The following is a 25,329-nucleotide window of genomic DNA, read 5'->3' as shown; positions in this document are numbered from 1 at the left end:
ACAGGCCGCGGAAGGCGCGCGACGAAGCCCCGGCGGTCCGAACAGGGCTCCTGTCGAAGCGGACGGTGCCTCCGGCATGGCACGACGATGACCAGAGGCCGAGGCGCTTTCGCGCACGCGGCACCCGAACTCGGTGCGCCGGCGCGCGATGCCATCGCCTCCGCCGCAGGCGGGTCGCCGCCCGGGACGAACAGCGAATCCGTCAGATGTCGAGATTGGCGACCTGAAGCGCGTTGTCCTGGATGAACTCGCGGCGCGGCTCGACCTCGTCCCCCATGAGGCGGGAGAAGAGAAGATCGGCGTCGGTCGCGTCCGAGATCCGCACCTGGAGAAGCGAGCGGACTTCGGGGTCGAGCGTGGTTTCCCAGAGCTGCTCGGGATCCATCTCGCCGAGGCCCTTGTAGCGCTGGAGCGACAGGCCGCGGCGACCGACCTCGAAGACGGCGTCGAGGAGCGCCATCGGGCCGGAGAGTTCGCGCGTGGTTTCCTTGCGCTTCAGAACGGGCGCGGCGCCGTAGACATCCGCCAGCCGCTCGGCCAGCCGGTTCATCGCCAGCGCATCGCCGGAATGGATGAGGCCGGCGTCGAGGGTCTGCACTTCGGCGACGCCGCGCACGTTGCGCACGAAGCGATAGCCGTCGTCGACGGCTTCGCCGCTCCAACCGATCTCGCCCTCGTCCGCCAGCCGGTCCAGTCGCTCCGCGATCCCGGCCGCGATCTTCGCCGCGGCATCGCGGTCCTCGGCGAGGGCCGGGCTCAGAGCGCCTGCGATCGCCGCCTGCTCGACGACCATGCGGTCGTAGCGGCTGTGGAGACCGGCCAGCGTCGCACGGAAGCCGAGGGCATCGTCGACGGCGGCGCGCAGGTCGCGCCCGACGCGCACCTCGCCGGACGCCAGCGTCAGCGAGGCGTCGTCGAGGCCGCCCTCGATGAGATAGTTGTCGAGCGCCTTCTGGTCCTTGAGGTATTGCGACTGCTTGCCCTTGGTCACTTTGAAGAGCGGCGGCTGGGCGATGTAGACATAGCCCCGCTCGATCAGCTCCGGCATCTGCCGGAAGAAGAAGGTCAGGAGCAGCGTGCGAATATGGGCGCCGTCGACGTCGGCGTCCGTCATGATGATGATCTTGTGATAGCGCAGCTTGTCGGCGTCGAAACCGTAGGTCGAACCTTCGAACTGTCCGATGCCGGTGCCGAGCGCTGTGATCAGGGTGCCGATCTGGTCCGACGAGATCATGCGGTCGAAGCGCACGCGCTCGACGTTGAGGATCTTGCCCCGCAGCGGCAGGATCGCCTGGTTCTGGCGCGAGCGCGCGCCCTTGGCCGAGCCGCCGGCGGAATCACCCTCGACGATGAAGATCTCGGATTTCGCCGGGTCCTTCTCCTGGCAGTCCGCGAGCTTGCCCGGCAGCGTCGAGACCGACATGGAATCCTTGCGCACCGTCTCGCGCGCCTTGCGGGCGGCGGCGGCGGCGGCGGCGGCCTGGATCACCTTGGCGACGATGACCTTCGCCTCGGCCGGATGCTCCTCCAGCCAGGTCGCGAGCGCCTCGTTCATGGCGCTTTCCACGACCGGGCGCACCTCGGAGGAGACGAGCTTGGACTTCGTCTGCGAGGAGAATTTCGGGTCCGGCACCTTCACCGAGAGAACCGCCGTCAGGCCCTCGCGGCAATCGTCGCCCGACAGCGTCAGCTTTTCCTTCTTGGTGAGGCCGGAGCTCTCGCCGTAGCCGATGATCTGGCGCGTCAGCGCGCCCCGGAAGCCGGCGAGATGCGTGCCGCCGTCGCGCTGGGGGATGTTGTTGGTGAAGCACAGCACGTTCTCGTGGTAGCTGTCGTTCCACCAGAGCGCGCATTCCACCGTGATCCCGTCGCGCTCCGCGTTCACCGTGATCGGCTCGGGCAGCGAGGGCTTGCGGGCATTGTCGAGATATTTGACGAAGGCGACGAGACCGCCCTCGTACATCAGCTCCACGCGCTTCTCGTCGGCATGGCGCCGGTCGGTGAGGACGATCGCGACCCCGGAGTTCAGGAAGGCGAGCTCGCGCAGCCGGTGCTCCAGCGTCGGGAAATCGAATTCGACCTTGGTGAAGGTCTCCTGCGAGGGCTGGAAGGTGATTTCCGTGCCGGTGTCCGATCCCGCATCGCCCGTTTCCTGGAGCGAGCCGTCCGGAACGCCATGCGTGAAGGACATTTCGTGGATCCGGCCCTTGCGGCGGATCTTCATCTTCAGCCAGACCGAGAGCGCGTTGACGACGGACACGCCGACGCCGTGGAGGCCGCCGGAGACCTTGTAGGAATTCTGGTCGAACTTACCGCCGGCATGGAGCTGGGTCATGATGACCTCGGCCGCCGAGACGCCCTCGCCCGTGTGGATGTCGGTCGGAATGCCGCGACCGTTGTCGGTTACGGTGACGGAGCCGTCGGCGTTCAGAGTGACCGTGACCTTGGTCGCATGGCCTGCCAGCGCCTCGTCGATGGCGTTGTCGACCACCTCGTAGACCATGTGGTGCAGGCCGGAGCCGTCGTCGGTGTCGCCGATATACATGCCCGGGCGCTTGCGCACCGCGTCGAGGCCCTTGAGAACCTTGATGGAATCAGCACCGTATTCGGCGCTCGGGCTGTTCTGCTCTGCGTCTGACATGGAGGTCCTTGGCAAGGTATCCGGGGAGGTCCCCGGATGGCGGGCGACCGCGCGAGCCGTACGATCGACTCGGAATGGCCGTTCACGCAGAGAATATAAGGGTTTTTGCCCGTCAAACCAACCTCTCGGCTCCAGGGCCCGCAGAACCGGAACCGGAACGGCCGGCCGCCGGTTGGTGGCCATGGGGTCGCAGACGAACCTCGAACCGGAAGGACCGCCGCGCCCGGCGGAAATGCCCATGAAACGAATGGCCGCCGTCGTCCTCGTCGCCGCCCTCGCCGGCTGCACCTCGCCCTATCCGAACGGCACGCCGATCGCCGGCGCCGAGGTCGGCGCCAATCCCTACCGGCGCGGCACGCCGGAATTCTGCGATCAATATGCCCGCCAGACCGCGGCCAACGACTATGAGACCGCCCGCGATTCCGAGGATTCCATCGGCTCGAACCTCATCTCGGCACAGCAGGCGCGGGTGCGCGGCGACGCCGCCTATCGCCGCTGCCTCGCCGGCCGGACCGGCTGAGGCCGTTCCGGCCGTGGGACATCGCGACCTCCCTTCCCCCTCGCAGGACTCTCGGACGGCGCGACGAGCCTCAGCGCGGCGCGGTCGCGACGGCCCCCTGGTCCGCCGCTTCGGGCCGTGCGTTGATGAGGACGGCATTGGCCTGCGGCGCCGCCTCGACGCCGAGGAACCGCGAGGGATCGGAATCGCCGGGCACCAGTCGGGGGCGCGGGGATCGCCGTCCGGCCCGAAGCGCTCGGTGAGAGCGCCGCGGATGCGGTGCGGCACGAGCCGCAGCGCCTCGGCGATCGAGCCCTCGCGCACGACGCCTCTCACCAGGAGGATCTGGGCGTCCGGCGTCAGCTGATCCAAGGACGCGTCGACGCGGTCGAGGCCAGCGCATCCGCCGTCAGCGTGCAGGCGGCGACGGCCTCCGGGAGATCGCGCTTCACCTCCACGCTCCATGCGACGGTACGCGGACCGGTGCGGGTGTGGTTCTTCAGCCAGACGTTCCAGATCGCCGAGTTCGGCGCGAAGACGAAGAGACCGTCATAGGTTTCGAGATGGCAGACGAAGAGGCCGATCTCGCGCACGGTGCCGGAAAAGGTCTGCGTCTCGATATAGTCGCCGACGCGGAACGGCCGCAGCCAGAGAAGCATGATACCGGCCGCGATGTTCGTCAGCGTGCCCTGCAGGGCCAAGCCCACGGCGAGGCCTGCGGCACCCAGCACGGCGAGGAGCGAGGTGGTCTGGACGCCGAGCTGGCCGAGCGCGAGGATCACCGTGAAGATCACGACGACGTAGCGCAGGATCGAGACCAGCGGCGCGCGCACGGTCTCGCCGATGCGCGTCGAATGGCGAAACGCCCGCGTCAGCGCCTCGCCGATCCAGCGCGCCAGGAACAGGCCGGCGACGAGGATGAGAAGCGCGGCGATCAGCTGCGGCAGGAACAGAACGGCGCGATCGACCAAGCGTGCGGCGAGCGCCGAGGTTTCCTGGATGTCGAGGGGCTGCATGACGGCTCCGTGCCCGTTGGAAGGAGTGGGACCAACGGGACAGGCTGCAATGCGTTTCGCACGTGCGAAGGGAAAATCGCGGCCGACGCCGAAGCGGCTCGACCACGACGGTGAAGGATCGACGCCCCTTCCGAGCATCGATCCTTTGAGGTGGGGCCCGACGGTCTCCGGAAGCGGCCGGCCTCCCTGGATCGTCAGATCGAGGGCGTGCCCTTTGGCGGCTCCTTGGGCTCCTCGGGATCGATCAGCCCCTCGAAGAGCGCGGTCGACAGATAGCGCTCGGCGAAGGACGGGATAATGACGACGATCATCTTGCCGGCATTCTCCTCGCGTCGGCCGACCTTGATGGCGGCGGCGAGGGCTGCACCCGAGGAAATGCCGACGGGCACGCCTTCCAGCCGGGCGACGAGGCGGGCAAGCTCGAAGGACTCGTCGTTGGAGACGGTGATCACCTCGTCATAGATGCTTTTGTCGAGGATCGGCGGGGCGAAACCCGCGCCGATGCCCTGGATCTTGTGCGGGCCGGGCGTGCCGCCGGAAAGAACCGGCGAGGCTTCGGGCTCGACCGCGACGATCTTCACCGCGGGCTTGCGGCTCTTCAGCACCTGTCCGACGCCGGTGATCGTCCCGCCCGTGCCGATGCCGGAGACGAGGATGTCGATCCCGCCCTTCGTGTCGTTCCAGATCTCCTCGGCCGTCGTCACGCGGTGGATCTCGGGATTGGCGGGGTTTTCGAACTGTTGGGGGATGATCGCGTTCGGGATCGAGGCGGCGAGTTCCTCGGCCTTGGCGATGGCGCCCTTCATGCCCTTGGCGCCTTCGGTCAGGACGAGCTCGGCGCCCAGAAGGCGCAGCATCTTTCGCCGCTCGATCGACATGGTCTCGGGCATGGTCAGGATGAGCTGGTACCCCTTGGCGGCCGCGGCGAAGGCAAGACCGATGCCGGTGTTGCCGGAGGTCGGCTCGATCAGCGTCGTCTTGCCCGGCACCAGCCGACCCTCGGCCTCGAGCCGCTCGATCATGGCGACGCCGATGCGGTCCTTGACGCTGGAGGTCGGATTGAAGAATTCGAGCTTGGCGAGGAGATGGGCCTTCACGCCCTTCTCGCGGGCGAGCTTGTCCAGACGGACGATGGGCGTGTCGCCGATCGTGTCGACGATCGAATCGTAGATCCGGCCGCGTCCATGCGTGCGGGCTTCGTTGGCGGGGTTGTCCATGGGGGGTCTCCTCGTTCCCGTCGGTGGGTCCAGCATAGGCAGGATTCCGGGTGATGCCGAGGGAAAGATGTTCGCCGGAGGGCTTCGGCCTAGAATGGCTTTGCGCAGCACGGCGAGGATCGACCCGCTCGCTCCAGGCTCGCACCCGATCTGCGGCCTTTGTTGCAAATGCCGGCGCCGACGGCAGCGTACGGTTAAAGCCGTCCGTCCCCGCCCGCGCCGCGTTGACGTTTCGTTAAGCCGGCGTTGATCAAGGTGAAGCCTTGTTCTTCAAGACCTTGATCGGGATGACCCTATGGATCGGCACACCGATGGCACCGGACGGCTGGCTCTGGAAGTGTTCGGCCTCACGGCCGCGATCGCGCTCGTCGTCGTCATCGCGGCGTTCCACACATTCGACGGCTTCGGCGACAGCGCACAAGCCGCCCTGGCCTTCAGCCTGACGGCCCTCGGGCTTGCCGCCGTTCCGATCCAGCTCTTCGTCGTCGTCCGGATGAGCCATCTGGCGCGGGAGAACTCCCACCTCTACTCCCGCGCGACGCGGGACGGGCTGACGCAGGTGTTCAACAAAACGACCTTCCGCGCCCGTGTGGAAGCCGAGATCGGCAACGAGCGCCGCCGGCGCGGCGACAACACCCAGTACACGCTTCTCATCGTCGATGCCGACCACTTCAAGCGGATCAACGACCGGCTCGGACACGCGACGGGAGATCAGGCTCTGATGGCGATCTCGCGCACCCTCAAGCGTTCGGTGCGCAGCGACGACCTCGTCGGACGGATCGGCGGCGAGGAGTTCGCGATCCTCCTCAAGGGCGCGGGCATCGAGGATGCGCGGATCGTGGCCGAGCGCCTGCGCCTCGCCGTGCAGAAGCTCACCGTCGGCCCCCGCGGACGATCGACCGCGCTGTCGGTCTCGATCGGCGGGATCTCGTTCGCCAACAGCCTCGCCTACGATTCGATCTACCGGATCGCCGACGCCCATCTCTACCGGGCCAAGAAGAACGGGCGCAATCGCGTGGACCTCACCAGCGTCGTGCGGCCGCTCGCACCGGGGTCGAACAATCGCGGCGCGACGGCGATGCTTGCCCGCAAGGTCGCCTGAGGCGAAACGCGGTGTCTCAGCGACCGGTCGAACCGAAGCCGCCATCTCCGCGCGGCGTGGCGGCGAGCGTCTCGACCTCGGCGAAGGAGGCCGTGACGACCGGGGCCAGGACGAGTTGCGCGATGCGATCGCCGTGCCGGATCGTGAAGGGAACCGGCCCGTGGTTGACGATGATCGCCATCAGCTCCCCGCGATAGTCGCTGTCGATCGTGCCGGGCGCGTTCAGCACGGTGACGCCGTGACGGGCGGCGAGGCCCGAGCGGGGTCGGACCTGGATCTCGTAGCCGTCGGGCACGGCGATGGAAAAGCCGCTGGGAACGGCGGCGAAGGCCCCCGGCATCAGGACGAGCGGCTCGGCCAGCGCGGCGCACAGATCGGCGCCGGCGGAGCCTTGCGTCTGATAGGCCGGAAGCGGCAGGTCCGCGCCATGGGGCAGACGCTTCAGAGAGACGAGCGGCGGGTTCATGCGACCGGTCCTTGGGATGACAGATGCCGGGCGATGTGCTCGGCCAGCCGGTCGGCGACCGCGTCCTTCTCCATCTTCGGCCAGGTCTCGACGCCGCCGCCGGAGACGAGATGCACGGTGTTGGTCGTCCCGCCCATCACCGAACCGCCCGTCGCGTCCGTCGAAACGTCGTTCGCCACGATCCAGTCGGCACCCTTGCGGGCGAGCTTGGAGGTCGCGTTGGCGATGAGATCGTCCGTCTCGGCGGCGAAGCCGACGACGAGCCCCGGCCGCTTCACGTGATGGCCGACGGTGGCGAGAATGTCCGGATTCTCCACGAGCGCGAGCGTCGGCGGGGCGTCGGCGCCCTTCTTCAGCTTGGCGGCGGCCGGCGTCTCGGTGCGCCAATCGGCGACCGCCGCGACGAAGACGGCGGCGTCGACGGGCAGAAGCCCCTCCACCGCCGCCATCATCTGCCGCGCCGTCTCCACCCGCAGGACGGCGACGCCGGCGGGATCGGGGATCGCAACCGGACCGGAGACGAGCGTCACCGCCGCGCCGAGCCGGGCGAGACTGGCCGCGATCGCATGACCCTGACGGCCGGAGGATCGGTTGGCGATGTAGCGGACGGGATCGATCGGCTCGTGCGTCGGGCCGGAGGTGACGAGGATGCGGCGACCCGCGAGCGGCCGGTCGGCCGGCCGCAGCAGGTCCTCCAACGCCGCGACGATCTCCAGGGGTTCGGCCATGCGCCCCGCCCCGGCCTCCCCGGCCTCCGCCATTTCGCCGCGGTTCGGCCCGACGAAGCGGATGCCGTCGGCCTCCAGCCGGGCGAGCGAGCGCTTCGTGGCGGGATGGTCCCACATGGCGGGGTTCATCGCGGGGGCGAAGAGGACGGGGGCGCGGGTCGCCAGAAGGATCGCGCCGGCGAGATCGTCCGCCAATCCCGCCGCCGTGCGCGCCATGCGGTCGGCGGTGGCGGGCGCGACGACCACCGCGTCGGCGTCGCGGGCGAGCCGGATATGGCCGACATCGGTCTCGTCGTCCCGGTCGAAGAGATCGCCGTGCACGCGGGACGCGGCAAGGGCACCAACGGCGAGCGGCGTCACGAACTCGCCCGCCGCCTTCGTCATCACCGGCGTCACCACCGCGCCCCGCTCGCGCAGGCGGCGGATGAGATCGAGCGACTTGTAGGCCGCGATGCCGCCGCCGATCACGAGAAGGATGCGTTGGGCGGAGAGGGTCATGGTCTGGAGCCTCACAGGGCGGACGATCCATCCGAGCCGGAGGATGGCGGGAGGATGTCAGGCCGATCGGATGTCCGTGTGAGTGAAGTCGTTGCCCTTGTAAAGAAGGGGAAGATCGCGGGCTACGGCGAGCGCATAGGAGAAACAGTCGCCGAAGTTCAACTGAGCCGGATGCCCACGGCCCTTTCCGAACCGCTCGGCACAGCGCAGGGCGAGCGCGGCCTGGTCCGAGTCGAATGGAACGATGGCGACGGCAAGACCGGCGAGGATGCCGTCGAGACGAGCAAGCCCCTCCGTTCCCCGGCGATGGAGCGTCAGGATCTGAAGTTCCAGCAGCGATGCGGCGGAGAGCAGAACTGGGCCGGTTCGTATGGCGGTCTCGGCAAGGCGTTCCGCATCGTCTTCCCCGTCGAGGATCGCGAAAAGGGCAGACGTGTCCGCGACGATCACGGCAGAAAGTCGTGGAGTTCGTCGCTGACCGCCTTCCAGTCGATGGGCTCGTCCGGGCGGCGGCCGAGCGCCACGACGCGCGCGAGACGCTCGCGCATCTCCGTCTCGTCCACGATCGCAGGCGGTGGACGAACGATGTCCTCCATCGCCGCCGCCCGCTTCTCCGTCGACGGCAGTTCGGCGACGAGACCGCTCAGAACGCGTCTGAGATCCTCCTCCATCGACAATCCCTGTCGGGCCGCCCGAACCTGCAGCTTGCGCTTCAGGTCCTCGTCGATGTTGCGGATCGTCAGGCTTCCCATCGGCATCGTTCCCTATCCTGCTCCAGAATAGGGAGGGATGCCGGCGATGGCAACGCGATCACCCCACCGTCAACTGCCAGGCGATGACCACCAGCGCGATAGCGGAGACGACCTGCGCGACATGGCCGATGGCGATGGCGACGCGGCTTTCCTTGGCGAGTTCGAGGAGGTCGTCGTCGTTGATGTGGATGCCGTTCTCGACGAGATCGGGGAGGTTCTTGGACAGGACCTCCATGCCCGTCGCGAAATCAGGCAGCCGATGGGCGATGCGCAGGAGCGCGTCGATGCCGGTGCGCGCGTCGCGCAGCTTCGCGGCGGGGCCGAGCTGGTTCAGGATGTAGTCGGAGACGACGGGCTCGGCGGTGCTCCACATGTTGAACTTCGGATCGAAGGACCGCGCGACGCCCTCCACCACGACCATGGTCTTCTGCAGGAGGATCAGCTCGGGCCGCGTCTGCATGTCGAAGAGTTCGGTCACCTCGAAGAGCAGCGTCAGGAGATGGCCCATCGAGATCGTCTCGGCGGGCTGGCCGTGGATCGGCTCGCCGATGGCGCGGAGCGCCTGGGCGAAGGACAGGACGTCCTGCCCGCGCGGCACGTAGCCGGCCTCGAAATGGACCTCGGCGACGCGCTGATAGTCGCGCTTGATGAAGCCGTAGAGGATCTCGGCGAGGAAGCGCCGGGAATCCTGTCCGAGACGGCCGACAATGCCGAGATCGACGGCCACGATCGTTCCGTCCGGCGCGACGAAGAGATTTCCCGGATGCATGTCGGCGTGGAAGAAGCCGTCGCGCATGGAATGGCGCAGGAAGGACTGGACGACGTTGACGCCGAGCTGCGGCAGGTCGTGTCCCGCCTCCGCCAGGGCCCGGACGTCGTTCATCTTGATGCCGTCGACCCATTCCATGGTCAGGACGTCGCGGCCGGTGCGCTCCCAGTCGATGCCGGGCACACGGAAGCCCGGATCGTTCGCGACGTTCTCGGCCATCTCGGAGGAGGCCGCCGCCTCCAGGCGCAGGTCCATCTCGATGCGGGTGGATTGGGCCAGCGTCTCCACGACCGCGACCGGCCGCAGCCGCCGGGTCGAGCGAACGAAGCGCTCCAAGAGATAGGCGGCGAAGGCGAAGGCTTCGAGCTCGCGCCGGAAGCTCTGTCGAATGCCCGGCCGGATGACCTTCACCGCGACCTGACGGAGCTCGCCGTCGCGCGTGCGCACCGTCGCCCGGTGGACCTGCGCGATCGAAGCGGCGCCGACGATCTCGCCGAACTCCACAAAGAGCTCGCCGATGCGCCGGCCGAGCGTCGCCTCGATCTCAGCGATCGCCTCCGCGCGCGGAAAGGGCGGCACGCGGTCCTGGAGGCTGGACAGCTCCTCGGCGATCTTCTGCCCGACGATGTCGGGGCGGGTGGCAAGGAACTGGCCGAGCTTCACATAGGAAGGCCCCAGACGGTTGAGGGCGCGCGACAGCTTCTCCGAGCGCGCCGCATGATCGGCGGACCGGCGGGCCATGAGGCTGGCGAGGCGGTGGAGAAGAAGGGCCGCCGCGGGGAGCCCCTCTGTCGGAAAGGAGGAGACGACGCCCTCCCGCGCGAGGACGAAGGCCGCGCGGACGAGCGCGAGCGTGCCGGAGATCGGATGCGCCACCGTGGTCTACAGCTTCCAGCCGGAGTGGATGCAGGCGATGCCGCCGGTGAGGTTGCGATGGGTCACGCGCTCGAACCCGGCCTGCCGGATGGCGCTCGCGAAATTTTCCTGATTGGGAAAGCGGCGGATCGACTCCACGAGATAGGCATAGGAATCACGGTCGCCCGCCACCGCCTGACCGAGCGCGGGAATCGCCTTGAAGGACCAGGCGTCGTAGATCTTGTCGAGACCGGCGACGTCGACTTCGGAAAATTCGAGGCAGAGAAAGCGTCCGCCCGGCTTCAGCACGCGGTAGGCTTCGGCGAGCGCCAGATCGATGCGCGGCACGTTCCGGATGCCGAAGGCGATCGTATAGGCGTCGTAGAGGCCGCTTTCGAGCTTCAGGTCCTCGGCATTGCCTTCGACGAAGGTCAGGCGGTCGGAGAGGCCGCGCTTCTCCGCCCGTTCCGCGCCGACGCCGAGCATGGAGGCATTGATGTCGAGCACGGTGCCGGACGCCCTGCGGCGCGAGGCTTCCACTATGCGGAAGGCGATGTCGCCCGTGCCGCCGGCGACGTCGAGGAAGCGGTAACCCTCCCGGTGGGGCGGCGAAAGCCAAGCGACCATGGCCTGCTTCCAGGCACGGTGGAGACCGCCGGACATCAGGTCGTTCATGAGGTCGTAGCGCTCGGCGACGCGGTGGAACACCTCGTTGACGCGCGCCTGCTTCTCCTCATGCCCGCCGACCGACTGGAACCCGTAGGTGGTTTCCATACGCTCGGGCTGGGTGACGCGAAGATCCGACATCTCGGCCTTCCTTCCTATCAGGGCGCGGCCACGCGCGATTGTCGTCATTGTCGTCCGACCGTCCACTTCCGCGACCGGAACGGACGGCGCAAGCTCTAGCCAGGATCGCGTTCGAGGCCAAGTTCCACCGGCCGACACATTGCGACGGCAGGGGGGCGGCGTCTAACTAACGGATCGGCGGCGATCCCGATCGCAGCCGGCCCGATCGAAGCCGGCCCGTTCGATACCGGCCTGTTCGATACCGGCCTGTTCGAAGCCGGCAAGCCCGAGGGACTTAAGCGGCCATGCCCGAATTGCCAGAGGTCGAGACGGTCCGTCGCGGATTGCAGCCCTTCGCGGAGGGCGCGGTCATCGCGCGGGTGGAGCTGCGTCGCCCGGACCTGCGCTTTCCCCTGCCGACGGATTTCGCCGCGCGACTCGCCGGCCGCCGGATCGAAAGTCTCGACCGGCGGGCGAAATATCTCCTCGCCCGGCTCGGTCCCGCCGGGGCCGGGGAGCCGGCGGCCGGGGGCGAGCCGGGCGCGGGACTGATCCTCGCCATGCATCTGGGCATGTCCGGCTCGTTTCGCGTGGAGACCGATTCCAGCTCCGTCGTGCCCGGCGTCTTCCACCATCCCCGTTCGGAGGCGAAGACCCACGACCATGTCCTCTTCCATCTCGACACCGAGACCTGGGGGCCCGTCGTCTTCGTCTTCAACGATCCCCGGCGCTTCGGCTTCATGACGCTCGTCGAGCCCTCGGAGATCGAGACCCATCCCCACTTTCGCGGGCTCGGGATCGAGCCGACCGGCAACCGGCTCGACGGCGAGGCGATGGCGGCGCTCTTTGCGAACCGCTCGACGCCGCTGAAGGCGGCGCTTCTCGACCAGCGGCTCGTCGCGGGTCTCGGCAACATCTATGTCTGCGAGGCGCTCTGGCGCGCGCGCCTGTCGCCGCGGCGCGAGGCGGGGAGCCTCGTGAAGCGAGACGGGCACGCGACGGCGCGGCTGGACGCCCTGGCGATCCACATCCGCGAGACGATCGCGGAGGCGATCGAGGCCGGCGGATCCTCGCTGCGCGACCATCGCCAGGCGGACGGCACGCTCGGCCTCTTCCAGCATCGGTTCTCGGTCTACGACCGAGAGGACGAACCCTGTCCCCGGGAGGGCTGCCGGGGGATCGTGAAACGGATCGTGCAATCGGGCCGCTCCACCTTCTTCTGCCCGGTCTGCCAGCGCTGAGACGGCGCAGCTCCGGCACGGCAGACGCCGGTTCCGGGTTGACGGCTCCTCCGGTCTTGCCTATAAGCCCGCGCATGTTCGGTGGCACCCGTGAGGCGCCGCCCTTCGTCATGTCGCTGCGGCCCTCCCCCTGGGAAGACCCTGGCCACATGGCCGGCAACCACAGACGAGAGAGAACCAAGATGGCCAATACGCCGTCGGCCAAGAAGGCCACGCGAAAGATCGAGCGTCGCACCGAGGTCAACAAGAACCGCCGCTCGCGCGTTCGCACCTTCCTTCGCAAGGTCGAAGAGGCGATCGCCGCGGGTGACAAGGATGCGGCCACCGCAGCGTTCAAGGCCGCCGAGCCCGAGCTGATGCGCGCCGTCTCGCGCGGCGTCTGGCACAAGAACACCGCGTCCCGCAAGGTTTCGCGCTTGGCCGGCCGCGTGAAGGCGATCAGCGCCGCCTGAACGGCTTCGCTCGACGTCTCCGTCTCGATGGTAAGAAGGGCCCGTTTCGCGGGCCCTTTTGATTCCGGGTGCGTTTCTCCCGTGATTCCATGGCTTCGTCATGGCTCCGTCACGAACGCTTCGCAACCGTGCGTCGCCCTCTTCGAGGCGACAAAAATAGTCTTTTGATTTCAAAGACTTGCAGAAGGTCGCGGAATCATTGCGTGATGCCGGCTAAGGAATTTTCGCAGAACCCTTGAGTCAAGCGGGGTCGCGCCGGACGGCCAAATTTAATCACGCGGGGTGCGCGCCTCGACCGCACCTTTCGAAAAACGTCAGCCCCCACAGAGCATTAACCGCACCTGCGCTCGCCTGTGGAGGACGGACCGGCCACAATTCCGCCCATTGATGCGCTGCGACCGATTGAATCGGGTTGCCGCGGCCATGCCTCTTTCGTAGTTTCCGACCTGCGGCATGAGGGTGAAAAGTCGACATGCGGGGATCCATTCGGCAGATCCAGGTTTTCTTCGATGAGGCCAATGGTCTCAACGAATTACGCCTCGGAAAAGCCGGAAGCTTAAGTCCCCGCTAAGACTTCTCGGGGCAAAACGCCCATCTCCATTTCCAGATGTTTCGTCGACCGTGCGATCCGGACCTTCCGGGCGTGCGCAGGGGGGTTTTCGTCATGAGCGGACGCTATGCGGGAGACGTTTCGTCTCGCGAATGCTGGACAGCATTGTCCGAAGATCGGGACGCCTTTCTGATCGACGTGCGCACGAAGGCGGAGTGGACGTTCGTCGGCGTGCCGGAGCTCGGCGAGGCCATGCGCGAGCCGCTCTTCCAGGAATGGCAAACCTATCCGAGCATGGCGATCGACCCGACCTTCGCGGCGACGGTCGCCGACGCGGTCGAGGCGGCCGGTGGCACGCGCTCGTCCAAGCTCTACTTCCTCTGCCGGTCGGGCGCCCGCTCGCAGGGCGCGGCCGCGGCCCTGACGCAGGCGGGCTTTTCCGACTGCTTCAACATCGCGGACGGGTTCGAAGGCCCCCCCGATCCGCAGGGTCATCGCGGCACCGTCGCCGGCTGGAAGGCCGCGGGCCTTCCCTGGGCCCAGCGGTGAGCGGCGTTCTCCTGCCCCGGATCGGGGATGGACCGCGCCCCATGACGGCAGGCTCCGGACGAGCCGCCCCGAGACAACCGCAGAGAATGGATGACGCGATGACCGAGATGCGCCAGAGCGCCGCCGGCCGGCCTGAGGGGGACATCCTCGAGCGGGTCAAGGCACGCCTCAAGGCGCAGCTCGGCCAGGACATTTTCGCCAGCTGGTTCCAGCGCATGAAGATCGACGAGATCGGCCGCGGCTCCGTCCGCGTTTCCGTGCCGACGGCCTTCCTGAAGACCTGGATCCAGTCGCATTACGGCGAGATGCTGCTCGCGGTCTTCGCCGAGGAGGTTCCCGGCACGTTGAAGGTCGATCTCGCCGTGCGCAGCGCCGTGCGCGGCGCCGGCCTCGCCATGCCCCAGAGCGCCCAGCGCCCGGCCGGCAGCCCGCCGGCGCCGCGGCCGGCCGCCAACCTCTCGAAGGCCGTGCGGCCCGCCGAGGCCGAGCGCTCAATGCCCGCACCGGCCCGCGCCTTCGATGCGCCGGCCGACGAGGCGGCGCGTCAGGGCTCCGAATTCGGCTCGCCGCTCGACCCGCGCTACGTGTTCGACACGTTTGTGGAAGGCTCCTCGAACCGCGTCGCCCTCGCCGCCGCCCGCGCGATCGCCGAGAACGGCCCGCAGTCCGTTCGCTTCAATCCGCTCTTCGTCCATGCGCAGGTCGGTCTCGGCAAGACGCATCTTCTCCAGGCGATCGCCAATGCCGCCGTTCAGCGCGAGGACCGCCCGCGGGTGGTCTACCTCACGGCCGAATATTTCATGTGGCGCTTCGCGACCGCGATCCGCGACAACCAGGCGCTCACCTTCAAGGAGACGCTGCGCGGCATCGACATCCTCATCATCGACGACATGCAGTTCCTGCAGGGGAAGTCGATCCAGCAGGAGTTCTGCCATCTCCTGAACGCGTTGATCGATTCCGCGCGGCAGGTGATCGTCGCCGCGGACCGGCCGGCCTTCGAGCTGGAATCGCTCGACAGCCGCGTGCGCTCGCGCCTGTCCGGCGGCGTCGCCATCGAAATGGCGGCCCCCGACCTCGACATGCGCAAGAGCATTCTCGAGACGCGTATCACGGCGATGAAGGTCGAGGATCCGAGCTTTGCGATCGACGAGAAGGTGGTCGACACGATCGCCCGGCGCGTCGTCGGCTCGGGCCGCGATCTGGAAGGCGCGTTCAACCAGATCGCCTTCCGCCACGCCGTCGGCCAGCCGCTTTCGGCCGAGCATCTCGACGATCTCCTGAACTCGCTGACGCGGACCGGCGGCGAGAAGCGGGTGCGCATCGAAGACATCCTGAAGTTCGTCTCGCGGCACTACAACGTCTCGAAGACCGACATCCTCTCGGCCCGGCGCACGCGCACCATCGTTCGCCCCCGCCAGATCGCCATGTATCTGGCGAAAACCATGACGCCGCGCTCGCTGCCCGAGATCGGCCGGCGCTTCGGCGGACGCGACCACACGACCGTGCTCCACGCCGTGCGCAAGATCGAGGGCGAGCGGCTCGCCGACGAGAAGCTCGGCGAGGAGCTCGACCTCATCCGCCGCATGATCGAGGACTGATCCGCTTCACGAAGGATCGTGCGGCCCATAAGATGGAGGGTCGCTCGACCTCGGAGAGGTGCGAACGGCCGCGGGCGGCACAAGGCCGACCTCAACGTCGGCGATTGTTTCGCCGATGCCTGCGCGCGCGATCGCGGCGTGCCTCTGCTCTTAAAAGGCGAGGACTTCGTCCACACCGACATCGAGGCCGCTTGACGGCGACACGGCTTCGGCGCGGCGTTTTCCATGTCGAAAGGAGCGGCTTTCCCCCCTTCCCCGCTTGCTCTACAAGGTTCTGACTTTTCCGGTGAGCGCGCCCATCCGCGCTCGCGAAGATCCCGAACGGTCGTCTGTCATGCGCATCATCATCGAGCGGTCCAACCTTTTGAAGACGCTGAGCCACGTCCATCGCGTGGTCGAGCGGCGGAACACGATCCCGATCCTGTCCAACGTCCTCGTCCGCACGGAAGGGGGCGCTCTGCGCCTGAAGGCGACCGACCTCGACCTCGAGATCACCGAAACGGTGCCGGCGAGCGGCGAGCAGGAGGGCGGCACGACCGTTCCCGCCCATCTCCTCTACGACATCGTGCGCAAGCTGCCCGACGGGGCGGAGGTGAAGCTCGCGACCAATGCCGACGGCAGCCACATGACGGTGACCTCCGGGCGCTCCAACTTCCGCCTGCAATGCCTGCCGGAACAGGATTTCCCCGACATCACCGCCGGCAGCTTCAGCCACGGCTTCAAGATCGCGGGCGCGGCCCTCGCGCGCCTCATCGAGCGCACGCAGTTCGCCATCTCCACCGAGGAGACGCGCTATTATCTGAACGGCATCTTCCTCCACACGATCGACGTCGGGGACAAGCTGGCGCTCCGGGCCGTCGCGACCGACGGCCACCGTCTCGCCCGCGCCGAGATGGAGGCGCCCGCCGGATCGGAGGGCATGCCCGGCATCATCGTGCCGCGCAAGACGGTCGGCGAATTGCAGAAGCTCCTCGACGGAACGGTCGAAGAGGTCGGCGTGGAGCTCTCGGACAGCAAGATCCGCTTCACCATCGGCGAGGTCGTGATGACCTCCAAGCTGATCGACGGCACCTTCCCGGACTATCAGCGCGTGATTCCGCAGGGCAACGACAAGGCGCTGACGCTCGACCGGCAGAGCTTCTCGGCCGCCGTCGACCGCGTGTCGACGATCTCGTCCGAGCGCGGCCGCGCGGTGAAGCTCGCAGTGTCCGGCGGGCAGCTGACGCTCACCGTCAACAGTCCCGATTCCGGCACGGCGACGGAGGAGCTCGCCGTCGGCTACGAGTCCGACGACATCGAGATCGGCTTCAACGCCAAGTATCTCCTCGACATCACCGGGCAGCTTTCCGGCGAGGATGCCGTGTTCATGCTGGCGGATGCCGGCTCCCCGACGCTGATCAAGGACGGCGGCGACGACGGCACGCTCTACGTGCTGATGCCGATGCGCGTCTGAGCATGGCCGCGCCCGGCGGCGCAGAGGCCCTGTCGAACACGATCGAGACGGAGCCGGACGAGATCCGGATCGGCGAGGAACCGGTGGCATCGGGTCCGAGCGTCGCCCTCTCGCGCCTGCGGCTGGCCGAGTTCCGCAACTACCGGAGCCTCGACGTCTCCCTGTCCTCGCGCTTCGTGGTGCTGGCGGGCGAGAACGGCGCGGGCAAGACCAACTTCCTCGAGGCCGTCTCGCTTCTCACGCCCGGCAGAGGCCTCCGCCGCGCCGCCTATTCCGACATCCTGCGGGAGGGTGCGTCGGGCTTCTCCGTGCGTGCCAGCCTCCTGTCGCGCGGTGAGACGCTGGATCTCCTGACGATCGCGCGGGCCGAGCCGGGCGCCGGGCTCCAGCGCATGGTGCGGATCAACGAGACGGCCGCCCGGAGCGCCGAGGAGCTTCTCGACCACCTGCGCATCCTCTGGCTGACGCCGGCGATGGACGGGCTCTTCACGGGACCGGCGGGCGATCGCCGCCGCTTTCTCGACCGGCTCGTCCTCGCGGTCGATCCTGCCCATGGCCGGCGGGCGGCCGATTACGAACGGGCCATGCGCTCGCGCAACCGTCTTCTGCAGGACGGGCGGGACGACGATTCCTGGCTGTCCGGCATCGAGATGCAGATGGCCGAGCTCGGCGTCGCCATCGCCTCGGCCCGCTCGGAGCTGATCCGGCTGATGGCCGCGATGATCGACGAGGCCGGCGCCGGCTCGCCCTTTCCCCAGGGCGACCTGCGTCTGGCCAGCGGCTACGGGTTCGGCGAGCCGAGCGGAGCGGCGGTGGATGTCGAAGACGAGGTCCGCAACGGCCTGCGGCGCCAGCGCGGGCTCGACCGCTCCGCCGGACGGACGCTCGAAGGACCCCATCGCGCCGATCTGGAGGTGACCCACCGCGCCAAGGGCATGCCCGCCGCCCTGTCCTCGACGGGCGAGCAGAAGGCGCTCCTGATCGGCCTGATCCTCGCCCATGCGCGGCTCGTCTCGGCCGTCAGCGGCCTTTCGCCCGTGCTCCTCCTCGACGAGGTCGCGGCCCATCTCGATCCCCGCCGCCGCGCCGCGCTCTTCGACATCGTGGAAGGGCTCGACGTCCAGTGCTTCATGACGGGCACGGACGCCTCGCTCTTCGAGGCGCTGGGCGGCAGGGCGCAGATGATCCCCGTCGCCGGCGGAACGGTCTCGGCATGAGCGGCGGCCCCATCCTCTCGCCCGGCGAGATCGGCCGCTACGCCCGCCACATCGTCCTCCCCGAGATCGGCGGCGGCGGGCAGCAGGCGCTCAAACGCGCCCGCGTCCTCGTGGTCGGCGCCGGCGGCATCGGATCGCCCGCGATCCTCTATCTCGCGGCGGCCGGCATCGGCACGATCGGCGTTGCGGACGACGACACGGTGTCCTTGTCGAACCTCCAGCGTCAGGTGCTGCACGGCACCGCCGATATCGGCCGGCCGAAGGTCGAGAGCGCGGCCGAGACCGTGTCCGACCTCAACCCGCATGTCGGCTTCGAGCCCCATCCCGTCCGTCTCGACGCCGGAAACGCCGCCGGGATCGTCGGGGCCTACGATCTCGTCCTCGACGGGTCCGACAATTTCGAGACGCGCTATCTCATGGCCGATACCTGCGAGGCCGTCCGCCGCCCGCTGGTGCTCGCCGCCGTCAACCGCTTCGCAGGCCAGTTGACCTTGCTCGCGCCCTTCGAAAGCGATGCCGAAGGCCGCGCGAACCCGTCCTATCGCGATCTCTTTCCCGCGCCGCCGCCATCCGGCCTCGTCGCCTCCTGCGCGGAGGCCGGCATCCTCGGCGTCGTGACCGGCATTCTCGGCACGCTCGCCGCGGCGGAGGCGATCAAGCGGATCTGCGGGATCGGCGAGCCGCTGGTCGGCCGCCTCCTGATGGTCGACGCGCTGACGATGCGATTCGAGGAGATCCGCTACCGACGCCGGCGCCGCTCCGCCTGACGCTCTTCCCCTTCCCGATCGGCCCCTTCCCGGATCGGCCCATTCCCCATTAGCCCTTCCAGCCCATCGGCAGTGACCTCATGACCACCGACACCTCCGCCCTCACCCAGCTCGGCCGGGCCGCCGCCATCGCCGCCTCGCCGGAGGATGCCGTGCTGGAGCGCGTGCCGAACCCGCATGCCGACACGAACTACGTCGCACGCTTCACCGCGCCGGAATTCACGTCGCTCTGCCCGGTGACGGGCCAGCCGGACTTCGCCCATCTCGTCATCGACTACGTGCCGGGCGACTGGCTGGTCGAGTCGAAATCGCTGAAGCTCTACCTCACCGCCTTCCGCAATCACGGCGCCTTCCACGAGGACTGCACGGTCGGCATCGGCCGCCGGCTCGCCGATCTCCTGGCACCCCGATGGCTGCGCATCGGCGGCTACTGGTATCCGCGCGGCGGCATTCCGATCGACGTCTTCTGGCAGACCGGCGCGCCCATCGACGGCGTCTGGCTGCCCGATCCGGGCGTTGCGACCTATCGCGGACGCGGATGAACCGAGAAGGGTTCGTCGGCGGGCTCGGCCGGCTGATCGGTCGGCCGCGTCGGCGCGACCGAGATCGCGGCATCGCGGAACGCCTCGCGGATCGCCTCCGCCATGCCCGTGACGGTCTCGCTGTCCGCGGCGGCGCTTCGAACGAGGCCGACCGTCGACGCGTCGATCAAGGCAAATCCGTCGTCCGGGCCGAGCACACGGCAGCTGGCGGGAACGTGGCTGCGCGTCAGCGGGGCGATGGCGAGGCCGGACGCGGCGGCGGCGAAGACCCCGCTGCTCGTATCGGCCGAATAGGCGACGCGATAGGCGCGCCCCATTCGGTCCAGGGACCGCAGCGCCGCCGCCCGGCACCAGTCGCTCGTCTCGCAGATCGTGATGGGCAGCGGATCGATCTCGTGCGGCGCATGGAGGATGGAACTCGCCCAGACCGTCGGATCGGTCGCGAGCCATTCGGCGGTGCCCGTTCCCGATTCCTCGAAGACGACGGCAAGGTCGATCGCGCCCGAGGCGACGGCGGCGCGGTTCACCGAGGACCGGGCATGGCGGACCGTCACCTCGACCTCGGGATGGCGCTTGGAAAAGGCGCCGAGAGCCCGCGGCAGGATCGTGTGGCTGTATTCCTCGGGAATGCCGATGCGCACGGGCCCGCCGAGGGCCGGCTCCGTCAGGCTTCTGGACGCCTCGTCGAGCAGCGCGACGATCCGCCGGGCCCGCGTCAGGAGCGGCATGGCGGTGTTGCTCAAGGCGACGCCGCGCGGGCCGCGCTCGAAGAGCGTCGCGCCCGTGTGCTCTTCCAGCCGCTTGATCTGGAGGCTGACGGCCGACTGGGTCCGGCCGACCATCTCGCCGGCGCGCGTGAAGTTCCCGGTGTCCGCGACGGCCAGGAAGGTTCGCAGGAGATCGCTGTCGAGATGAAGGGACATGGCCGATCCGTCATGAGTTCATCTCATGATAGGACCCCGAATAACTCATTTGTCAAATGACGGGAGCCGGCCGAGAGAGGGGAAGACCGCTCCCCTTTTCGAAAGGATCTCCGATGTCCTTGTTCATCGAACGCACAGGCTCCTCGTCCCGCAGCTTCGACCTTCTCGCCCGGATCCGGCGCTTGCGGCGAGAGCATCTCCAGCGCAAGGCGGCGCACCGGTCCTTGCAACGCCTGCTCGATCGAGGCGACGACTTCCTGCTCGAGGATGTCGGCATCGACCGCGAAACCGCTCATCGCCTCATCGGCGAGACGCTGGTCGTGCCGCACCGCGCCTGGGATCGATGGCAGTAGAGGGCTCGGCGCTGGCCTTTCGCCTCGAACTCCTTTATAGGGCGCCTTCATGCGATCCTGGTTCTCCCTCGGGAGGGCCTCGCGCATTCATGGCCCCGGCTGGACGACATCCCGGCCAAGGGCGACTCCCGAACCTCCATCCGAAAGGGCATTTCGATGTCGATCACAGCAGAGCGCAAGCAGCAGCTCATCCAGGAATTCGCCGTCAAGCCGGGCGATACGGGTTCGCCGGAAGTCCAGGTCGCGCTTCTATCCGAGCGCATCAACAACCTGACGGAACACTTCAAGGGCCACAAGAAGGACAACCACTCCCGTCGTGGCCTTCTGACCATGGTCTCCACGCGCCGCAGCCTCCTCGACTACCTGAAGCGCGTCGAAGAGCCCCGCTACACCGCGCTCGTCGCGCGTCTCGGCCTGCGCCGCTAAGCCTCTTCGGGCCCGCGCCTCGTCCGCCCGGGAACGGGCGGACGCGGCGAGACTGCAGACGGTGCGGGCGAAAGCCCCCGCCGATCGACGAGACCCTGTCATGGGGCAGGATAGCCGGATGCTTCCCCGGCATGATCCCTCATCCGGCTCGAGCCGAGAGGGACAGACATCGTGCCGAACCGCCGCCTCTTCGAGGCTCGCGCGGTTCCAACCGGAAGCCTCCCGCCGTCTTGCCCGTGACGCGAGTTCTCGAACCCATGAGAACGGCGCGCCCGCCCGGTCGATCCCGATCCGGGGCCGCGCATCACGAAAAGGCAAATGCCATGTTCAAGACCCATAAGGTCGAAGTCGAGTGGGCCGGCCGCCCGCTGACCCTCGAGACCGGCAAGATCGCGCGTCAGGCCGACGGCGCGGTGCTGGCGACCTACGGCGAGACCTGCGTCCTCGCGACCGTCGTATCGGAGAAGAAGCCCAAGCCCGGCTTCGACTTCTTCCCGCTGACCGTCAACTACCAGGAAAAGACCTTCGCGGCCGGCAAGATCCCCGGCGGCTTCTTCAAGCGCGAGGGACGTCCGTCCGAGAAGGAGACGCTCGTCTCCCGCCTCATCGACCGCCCGATCCGTCCGCTCTTCGCGGCCGGCTACAAGAACGACACGCAGGTCGTCGTTACCGTCCTGCAGCATGACCTCGAGAACGATCCGGACGTGCTCGCCATGGTCGCGGCCTCCGCGGCGCTCACACTGTCGGGCGTTCCCTTCATGGGCCCGATCGGCGGCGCGCGCGTCGGCTACATCAACGGCGCCTACAAGCTCAACCCGCATGTCGACGAGATGCCGGAGTCGGAACTCGACCTCGTCGTCGCCGGCACGCAGGACGCCGTCCTGATGGTCGAGTCGGAGGCCCACGAGCTTTCGGAAGACATCATGCTCGGCGCCGTCATGTTCGGCCACCGGGGCTTCCAGCCGGTGATCGACGCGATCATCAAGCTCGCCGAAGCCGCCGCGAAGGAGCCGCGCGACCATAATGTCGCCGATACGTCCGCGCTCGAGGCCGAGATGCTCGGCATGGTCGAGGGCGAGCTGCGCGCCGCCTACAAGAACACCGACAAGATGGCCCGCTACGCCGCCGTCGACGCGGTGAAGGCCAAGGTCACCGCGCATTTCCTGCCCGAAGGCGAAGACCCGAAGGCACCCAAGGAGGTCGTGAACGCGGTCTTCAAGGAGCTGCAGGCCAAGATCGTCCGCTGGAACATCCTCGACACGGGCAGCCGCATCGACGGACGCGACCTCTCGACGGTCCGCCAGATCGTCGCCGAAGCCGGCATCCTGCCGCGCACCCACGGCTCCGCGCTCTTCACGCGCGGCGAGACGCAGGCCCTGGTGGTCGCCACGCTCGGCACGGGCGAGGACGAGCAGTTCGTCGACGCGCTGACCGGAACGTACAAGGAGACCTTCCTCCTTCACTACAACTTCCCTCCCTATTCGGTCGGCGAGACCGGCCGCATGGGTTCGCCCGGCCGCCGCGAGATCGGCCACGGCAAGCTCGCCTGGCGCGCGATCCGTCCGATGCTGCCCGCCAAGGAGCAGTTCCCCTACACGATCCGCGCCGTCTCCGAGGTCACGGAGTCGAACGGCTCCTCCTCCATGGCGACCGTCTGCGGCACCTCGCTGGCGCTGATGGATGCCGGCGTTCCGCTCGGCCGTCCCGTCGCCGGCATCGCCATGGGCCTCATCAAGGAGAACGAGCGCTTCGCGGTCCTCTCCGACATTCTCGGTGACGAGGATCATCTCGGCGACATGGACTTCAAGGTCGCCGGCACGTCCGAGGGCATCACCTCCCTGCAGATGGACATCAAGATCCAGGGCATCACCGAGGAGATCATGAAGGTCGCCCTCGACCAGGCCAGAGGCGGTCGCCTGACCATTCTCGACGAGATGTCGAAGGCCCTCTCGGAAAGCCGTTCGGAGCTCGGCGAGTTCGCGCCGCGCATCGAGGTCATGATGGTTCCGACCGACAAGATCCGCGACGTCATCGGTTCGGGCGGCAAGGTCATCCGCGAGATCGTGGAAAAGACCGGCGCCAAGATCAACATCGAGGACGACGGCACCGTGAAGATCGCCTCGTCGTCGGCCAAGGAGATCGAGGCCGCCAAGAAGTGGATCCACTCCATCGTGGCCGAGCCGGAAGTCGGCGCGATCTACGAGGGCACCGTGGTGAAGACCGTCGAGTTCGGCGCCTTCGTCAACTTCTTCGGCTCGCGCGACGGTCTCGTCCACATCAGCCAGCTCGGCGCCGAGCGGGTTTCCAAGACGACCGACGTCGTCAAGGAAGGCCAGAAGGTCTGGGTCAAGCTCATGGGCTTCGACGAGCGCGGCAAGGTCCGCCTCTCCATGAAGGTCGTCGACCAGGCGACCGGCGAGGAGATCAAGGACGGCGAACAGGCCGCCTGATCCCGACCCTCGATCGAACCATCCGGAAGGGCGCGTCTCGAAAGGGACGCGCCCTTTTTCGTCGGATTCCGAGACCCGCGGACTCCGATGGACTTTCCCGCACGGACCGGCGAGAAGGCCGGCGCGCCCACCACCCAAGGACGAACATCATGCTCCACCTCATCGCATCCCTTCGCATCAAGCCGGGCACGGGTGCGAAGGTCGTCGCGGCGGCGACGCCATGCATCCTCGCCACGCGCCGGGAAGAGGGGTGCCTGCGCTACGAGATGTTCATCGACCCGATGGACGAGACCAACGTCGTTTTCGTCGAGGAATGGGAAAACCGGGAGCTTCTCGGACGCCATATCGAAACGCCGCATGTCGCGGCCTGGCATGCGGCGGGGAAACCCTACATCCTGTCGGAGAAGGTCGAGGTGATCTATCCCGAGCGGACCGAACTCCTGTCGTCGTAGAGAAGCGGCTTCGGCAGGCTGAGGCGATGCCGGTCGGCCCCACCCGTCGCGACCACGTTCCGGGAGTTCGTTCGTGAAACTCGTCCTGCGCGTCTCCGGTGCGGTTCTCGCGGGCTTCCTCTTCAGCCAGGCCAGCGAGTTCACGCAGCAATACCTGCAGCGGCTCGGCGGGGCTGCCGATGCGCTGCGAAGCGTGGTGGAGCGCTTCGACGCGAGCGCCGCGAGCGCCGGCCTGTCGCGCCCGGCCGCGGTCGAACGGCTTCAGACCAGCCCGGACGCATTCGTCGCGCGCCAGGGCTTCGATGCCGCCGAGACCATCGCGCGCTACGAAGCGCTGGAGCGGCGCTATCGCGAGCTCCTGCGATCCGCGCCGCTCTTCCGGCCGTTCATCGCTCTCTCGGATGTCGACAAGGCCGTCGTCGCAGGTGTCGCCGGGGATTACCGACCGGCCCTCCCCACGACGCCGGACGGATTGGCCTTGACGCTCGTCGGCCTCGGCGGCGGCTGGGTAGCCGGCGCGGGGACGGCCCTGGGCCTGCGACATCGACGCGCGCGCAGGATCCGCGCCGGGAGGGAACTGCCATGACCGATCTCGCGCTGGCGATCGCCCATCACATCGCCGTCTTCGGCCTCGTCATGATGCTGGCGATGGAAGCCGGGGCCCTGCGCGCCGATCGGCCGGACGCGTCGCTGCTGGCAAGGCTCGACGCGGGCTATGGCGGCGCGTCCCTGGCCGTGCTCGCCATCGGGGCGGCCCGCCTCGCCTGGGGCGCCAAGGGCTGGGACGGCTACGCGGAGAACCCGTACTTCTGGCTGAAGATGGGAGCCTTCCTGCTCGTCGGCATCGCCTCCATCCCGCCGACGCTGATCTTCCAGCGCTGGCGCAAGGCCGCGCGCGCCTCGGGTGCCGGCGGCGAGGTGCCGGCGTCGGATGTCGCCCGCATGCGGCTCTGGGTCTGGACGGAACTGGCGCTGGTGTTCCTCGTCGTCACGGCCGCCGCCGCCATGGCGCGCTGGCCGTTCTGAT

General features: G+C 68.1%; 27 protein-coding genes and 1 pseudogene. 17 read left to right on the top strand and 11 right to left on the bottom strand.

Annotated features, from left to right (window positions below):
* Positions 1-202: 202 nt before the first annotated feature.
* Positions 203-2,641 (bottom strand): DNA topoisomerase (ATP-hydrolyzing) subunit B, encoded by a 2,439-nt coding sequence (gene gyrB / locus ASG43_RS21060; RefSeq protein WP_056509070.1) that lies wholly within the window; start codon positions 2,639-2,641, stop codon positions 203-205.
* Positions 2,642-2,879: 238 nt separating this feature from the next.
* On the opposite strand from gyrB, the gene ASG43_RS21055 reads away from it, so the two are divergent.
* Positions 2,880-3,161: a hypothetical protein gene (locus tag ASG43_RS21055; RefSeq protein WP_156386819.1), complete on the top strand. Its 282-nt coding sequence runs from the start codon at positions 2,880-2,882 to the stop codon at positions 3,159-3,161.
* Positions 3,162-3,231: 70 nt separating this feature from the next.
* On the opposite strand, the gene ASG43_RS23775 is transcribed toward ASG43_RS21055, so the two are convergent.
* The 3 genes from ASG43_RS23775 to cysK form a co-directional block, all read right to left on the bottom strand.
* Complete coding sequence (locus tag ASG43_RS23775) at positions 3,232-3,357, bottom strand: hypothetical protein (protein WP_280137231.1); 126 nt, start codon at positions 3,355-3,357, stop codon at positions 3,232-3,234.
* 142 nt (positions 3,358-3,499) lie between these two features.
* Entirely contained in the window at positions 3,500-4,156 is a 657-nt protein-coding gene (locus tag ASG43_RS21050) for a mechanosensitive ion channel (protein WP_056509066.1), read from the bottom strand.
* A gap of 194 nt (positions 4,157-4,350) precedes the next feature.
* Positions 4,351-5,373, bottom strand: a complete 1,023-nt coding sequence (gene cysK / locus ASG43_RS21045) for a cysteine synthase A (RefSeq protein ID WP_056509063.1) — start codon at positions 5,371-5,373, stop codon at positions 4,351-4,353.
* Between the two features lie 295 nt (positions 5,374-5,668).
* Here cysK and ASG43_RS21040 point away from each other — a divergent pair, with 295 nt between their 5' ends.
* On the top strand, positions 5,669-6,475 hold the full coding sequence (locus ASG43_RS21040; RefSeq protein ID WP_056509060.1) for a GGDEF domain-containing protein: 807 nt from the start codon (positions 5,669-5,671) through the stop codon (positions 6,473-6,475).
* A gap of 16 nt (positions 6,476-6,491) precedes the next feature.
* On the opposite strand, the gene dut is transcribed toward ASG43_RS21040, so the two are convergent.
* The 6 genes from dut to ubiE are packed head-to-tail and all read right to left on the bottom strand — an operon-like array spanning position 6,492 to position 11,350.
* Positions 6,492-6,941 carry a dUTP diphosphatase gene (gene dut, locus ASG43_RS21035; RefSeq protein WP_056509059.1) on the bottom strand — a complete coding sequence of 150 codons (450 nt, stop codon included), beginning with the start codon at positions 6,939-6,941 and terminating at the stop codon, positions 6,492-6,494.
* Positions 6,938-8,167: a bifunctional phosphopantothenoylcysteine decarboxylase/phosphopantothenate--cysteine ligase CoaBC gene (coaBC, locus tag ASG43_RS21030; protein WP_056509055.1), complete on the bottom strand. Its 1,230-nt coding sequence runs from the start codon at positions 8,165-8,167 to the stop codon at positions 6,938-6,940. The genes dut and coaBC overlap by 4 nt, the downstream gene beginning before the upstream one ends.
* Before the next feature lie 57 nt (positions 8,168-8,224).
* Complete coding sequence (locus ASG43_RS21025) at positions 8,225-8,617, bottom strand: type II toxin-antitoxin system VapC family toxin (RefSeq protein ID WP_056509053.1); 393 nt, start codon at positions 8,615-8,617, stop codon at positions 8,225-8,227.
* Positions 8,614-8,925 (bottom strand): hypothetical protein, encoded by a 312-nt coding sequence (locus ASG43_RS21020; protein WP_056509049.1) that lies wholly within the window; start codon positions 8,923-8,925, stop codon positions 8,614-8,616. Before ASG43_RS21020 ends, ASG43_RS21025 begins: the two co-directional genes overlap by 4 nt.
* A gap of 52 nt (positions 8,926-8,977) precedes the next feature.
* Positions 8,978-10,564 carry a 2-polyprenylphenol 6-hydroxylase gene (gene ubiB, locus ASG43_RS21015; protein WP_056509046.1) on the bottom strand — a complete coding sequence of 529 codons (1,587 nt, stop codon included), beginning with the start codon at positions 10,562-10,564 and terminating at the stop codon, positions 8,978-8,980.
* Between the two features lie 6 nt (positions 10,565-10,570).
* Entirely contained in the window at positions 10,571-11,350 is a 780-nt protein-coding gene (gene ubiE, locus ASG43_RS21010) for a bifunctional demethylmenaquinone methyltransferase/2-methoxy-6-polyprenyl-1,4-benzoquinol methylase UbiE (protein WP_056509044.1), read from the bottom strand.
* 284 nt (positions 11,351-11,634) lie between these two features.
* On the opposite strand from ubiE, the gene mutM reads away from it, so the two are divergent.
* The 9 genes and pseudogenes from mutM to queF all read left to right on the top strand — a co-directional run bounded on the left by mutM (position 11,635) and on the right by queF (position 19,698).
* A complete protein-coding gene (gene mutM, locus ASG43_RS21005) occupies positions 11,635-12,570 on the top strand; it encodes a bifunctional DNA-formamidopyrimidine glycosylase/DNA-(apurinic or apyrimidinic site) lyase (protein ID WP_056509041.1) in 936 nt (311 codons plus the stop codon).
* 182 nt (positions 12,571-12,752) lie between these two features.
* A complete protein-coding gene (gene rpsT, locus ASG43_RS21000) occupies positions 12,753-13,022 on the top strand; it encodes a 30S ribosomal protein S20 (RefSeq protein WP_056509038.1) in 270 nt (89 codons plus the stop codon).
* A 664-nt stretch (positions 13,023-13,686) separates the two neighbouring features.
* Positions 13,687-14,121, top strand: coding sequence for a rhodanese-like domain-containing protein (locus tag ASG43_RS20995; protein ID WP_056509035.1), 435 nt, complete (start codon positions 13,687-13,689; stop codon positions 14,119-14,121).
* Between the two features lie 98 nt (positions 14,122-14,219).
* Positions 14,220-15,719 carry a chromosomal replication initiator protein DnaA gene (gene dnaA, locus ASG43_RS20990; RefSeq protein ID WP_244488181.1) on the top strand — a complete coding sequence of 500 codons (1,500 nt, stop codon included), beginning with the start codon at positions 14,220-14,222 and terminating at the stop codon, positions 15,717-15,719.
* 66 nt (positions 15,720-15,785) lie between these two features.
* A pseudogene (locus ASG43_RS23670) lies at positions 15,786-15,914 on the top strand (type II toxin-antitoxin system VapC family toxin); the annotation flags it as partial.
* 139 nt (positions 15,915-16,053) lie between these two features.
* Positions 16,054-17,172: a DNA polymerase III subunit beta gene (gene dnaN, locus ASG43_RS20985; RefSeq protein ID WP_056509286.1), complete on the top strand. Its 1,119-nt coding sequence runs from the start codon at positions 16,054-16,056 to the stop codon at positions 17,170-17,172.
* 2 nt (positions 17,173-17,174) lie between these two features.
* Positions 17,175-18,389, top strand: a complete 1,215-nt coding sequence (gene recF, locus ASG43_RS20980; RefSeq protein ID WP_082491094.1) for a DNA replication/repair protein RecF — start codon at positions 17,175-17,177, stop codon at positions 18,387-18,389.
* Complete coding sequence (gene moeB, locus ASG43_RS20975; RefSeq protein WP_056509029.1) at positions 18,386-19,156, top strand: molybdopterin-synthase adenylyltransferase MoeB; 771 nt, start codon at positions 18,386-18,388, stop codon at positions 19,154-19,156. Before recF ends, moeB begins: the two co-directional genes overlap by 4 nt.
* Positions 19,157-19,236: 80 nt before the next feature.
* A complete protein-coding gene (queF, locus tag ASG43_RS20970) occupies positions 19,237-19,698 on the top strand; it encodes a preQ(1) synthase (protein WP_056509027.1) in 462 nt (153 codons plus the stop codon).
* Here the strand turns inward: queF and ASG43_RS20965 are convergent.
* The gene (locus tag ASG43_RS20965) at positions 19,680-20,621 is read right to left on the bottom strand and encodes a LysR family transcriptional regulator (protein ID WP_082491093.1); all 942 of its coding nucleotides are present in this window, start codon (positions 20,619-20,621) and stop codon (positions 19,680-19,682) included. The two genes, queF and ASG43_RS20965, sit on opposite strands and share 19 nt — an antisense overlap.
* A gap of 113 nt (positions 20,622-20,734) precedes the next feature.
* On the opposite strand from ASG43_RS20965, the gene ASG43_RS20960 reads away from it, so the two are divergent.
* The 6 genes from ASG43_RS20960 to ASG43_RS20935 all read left to right on the top strand — a co-directional run bounded on the left by ASG43_RS20960 (position 20,735) and on the right by ASG43_RS20935 (position 25,328).
* A complete protein-coding gene (locus ASG43_RS20960) occupies positions 20,735-20,974 on the top strand; it encodes a hypothetical protein (RefSeq protein ID WP_056509024.1) in 240 nt (79 codons plus the stop codon).
* 156 nt (positions 20,975-21,130) lie between these two features.
* Positions 21,131-21,400 (top strand): 30S ribosomal protein S15, encoded by a 270-nt coding sequence (rpsO, locus tag ASG43_RS20955; protein WP_056509023.1) that lies wholly within the window; start codon positions 21,131-21,133, stop codon positions 21,398-21,400.
* Between the two features lie 323 nt (positions 21,401-21,723).
* Positions 21,724-23,850 carry a polyribonucleotide nucleotidyltransferase gene (gene pnp, locus ASG43_RS20950; protein ID WP_056509020.1) on the top strand — a complete coding sequence of 709 codons (2,127 nt, stop codon included), beginning with the start codon at positions 21,724-21,726 and terminating at the stop codon, positions 23,848-23,850.
* Positions 23,851-23,999: 149 nt separating this feature from the next.
* The gene (locus ASG43_RS20945; protein WP_056509017.1) at positions 24,000-24,302 is read left to right on the top strand and encodes a putative quinol monooxygenase; all 303 of its coding nucleotides are present in this window, start codon (positions 24,000-24,002) and stop codon (positions 24,300-24,302) included.
* Between the two features lie 73 nt (positions 24,303-24,375).
* Positions 24,376-24,888: a DUF2937 family protein gene (locus ASG43_RS20940; RefSeq protein WP_056509014.1), complete on the top strand. Its 513-nt coding sequence runs from the start codon at positions 24,376-24,378 to the stop codon at positions 24,886-24,888.
* A complete protein-coding gene (locus ASG43_RS20935; protein WP_056509011.1) occupies positions 24,885-25,328 on the top strand; it encodes a DUF2214 family protein in 444 nt (147 codons plus the stop codon). The genes ASG43_RS20940 and ASG43_RS20935 overlap by 4 nt, the downstream gene beginning before the upstream one ends.
* Position 25,329: the final 1 nt, after the last annotated feature.

It is taken from the genome of Aureimonas sp. Leaf454 (assembly GCF_001424685.1).
In the GTDB taxonomy this organism is placed as follows: Bacteria; Pseudomonadota; Alphaproteobacteria; order Rhizobiales; family Rhizobiaceae; genus Plantimonas.
The sequence above is the reverse complement of the archived record's forward strand: the minus strand, read 5'-3'. Positions and strand labels throughout refer to the sequence as shown.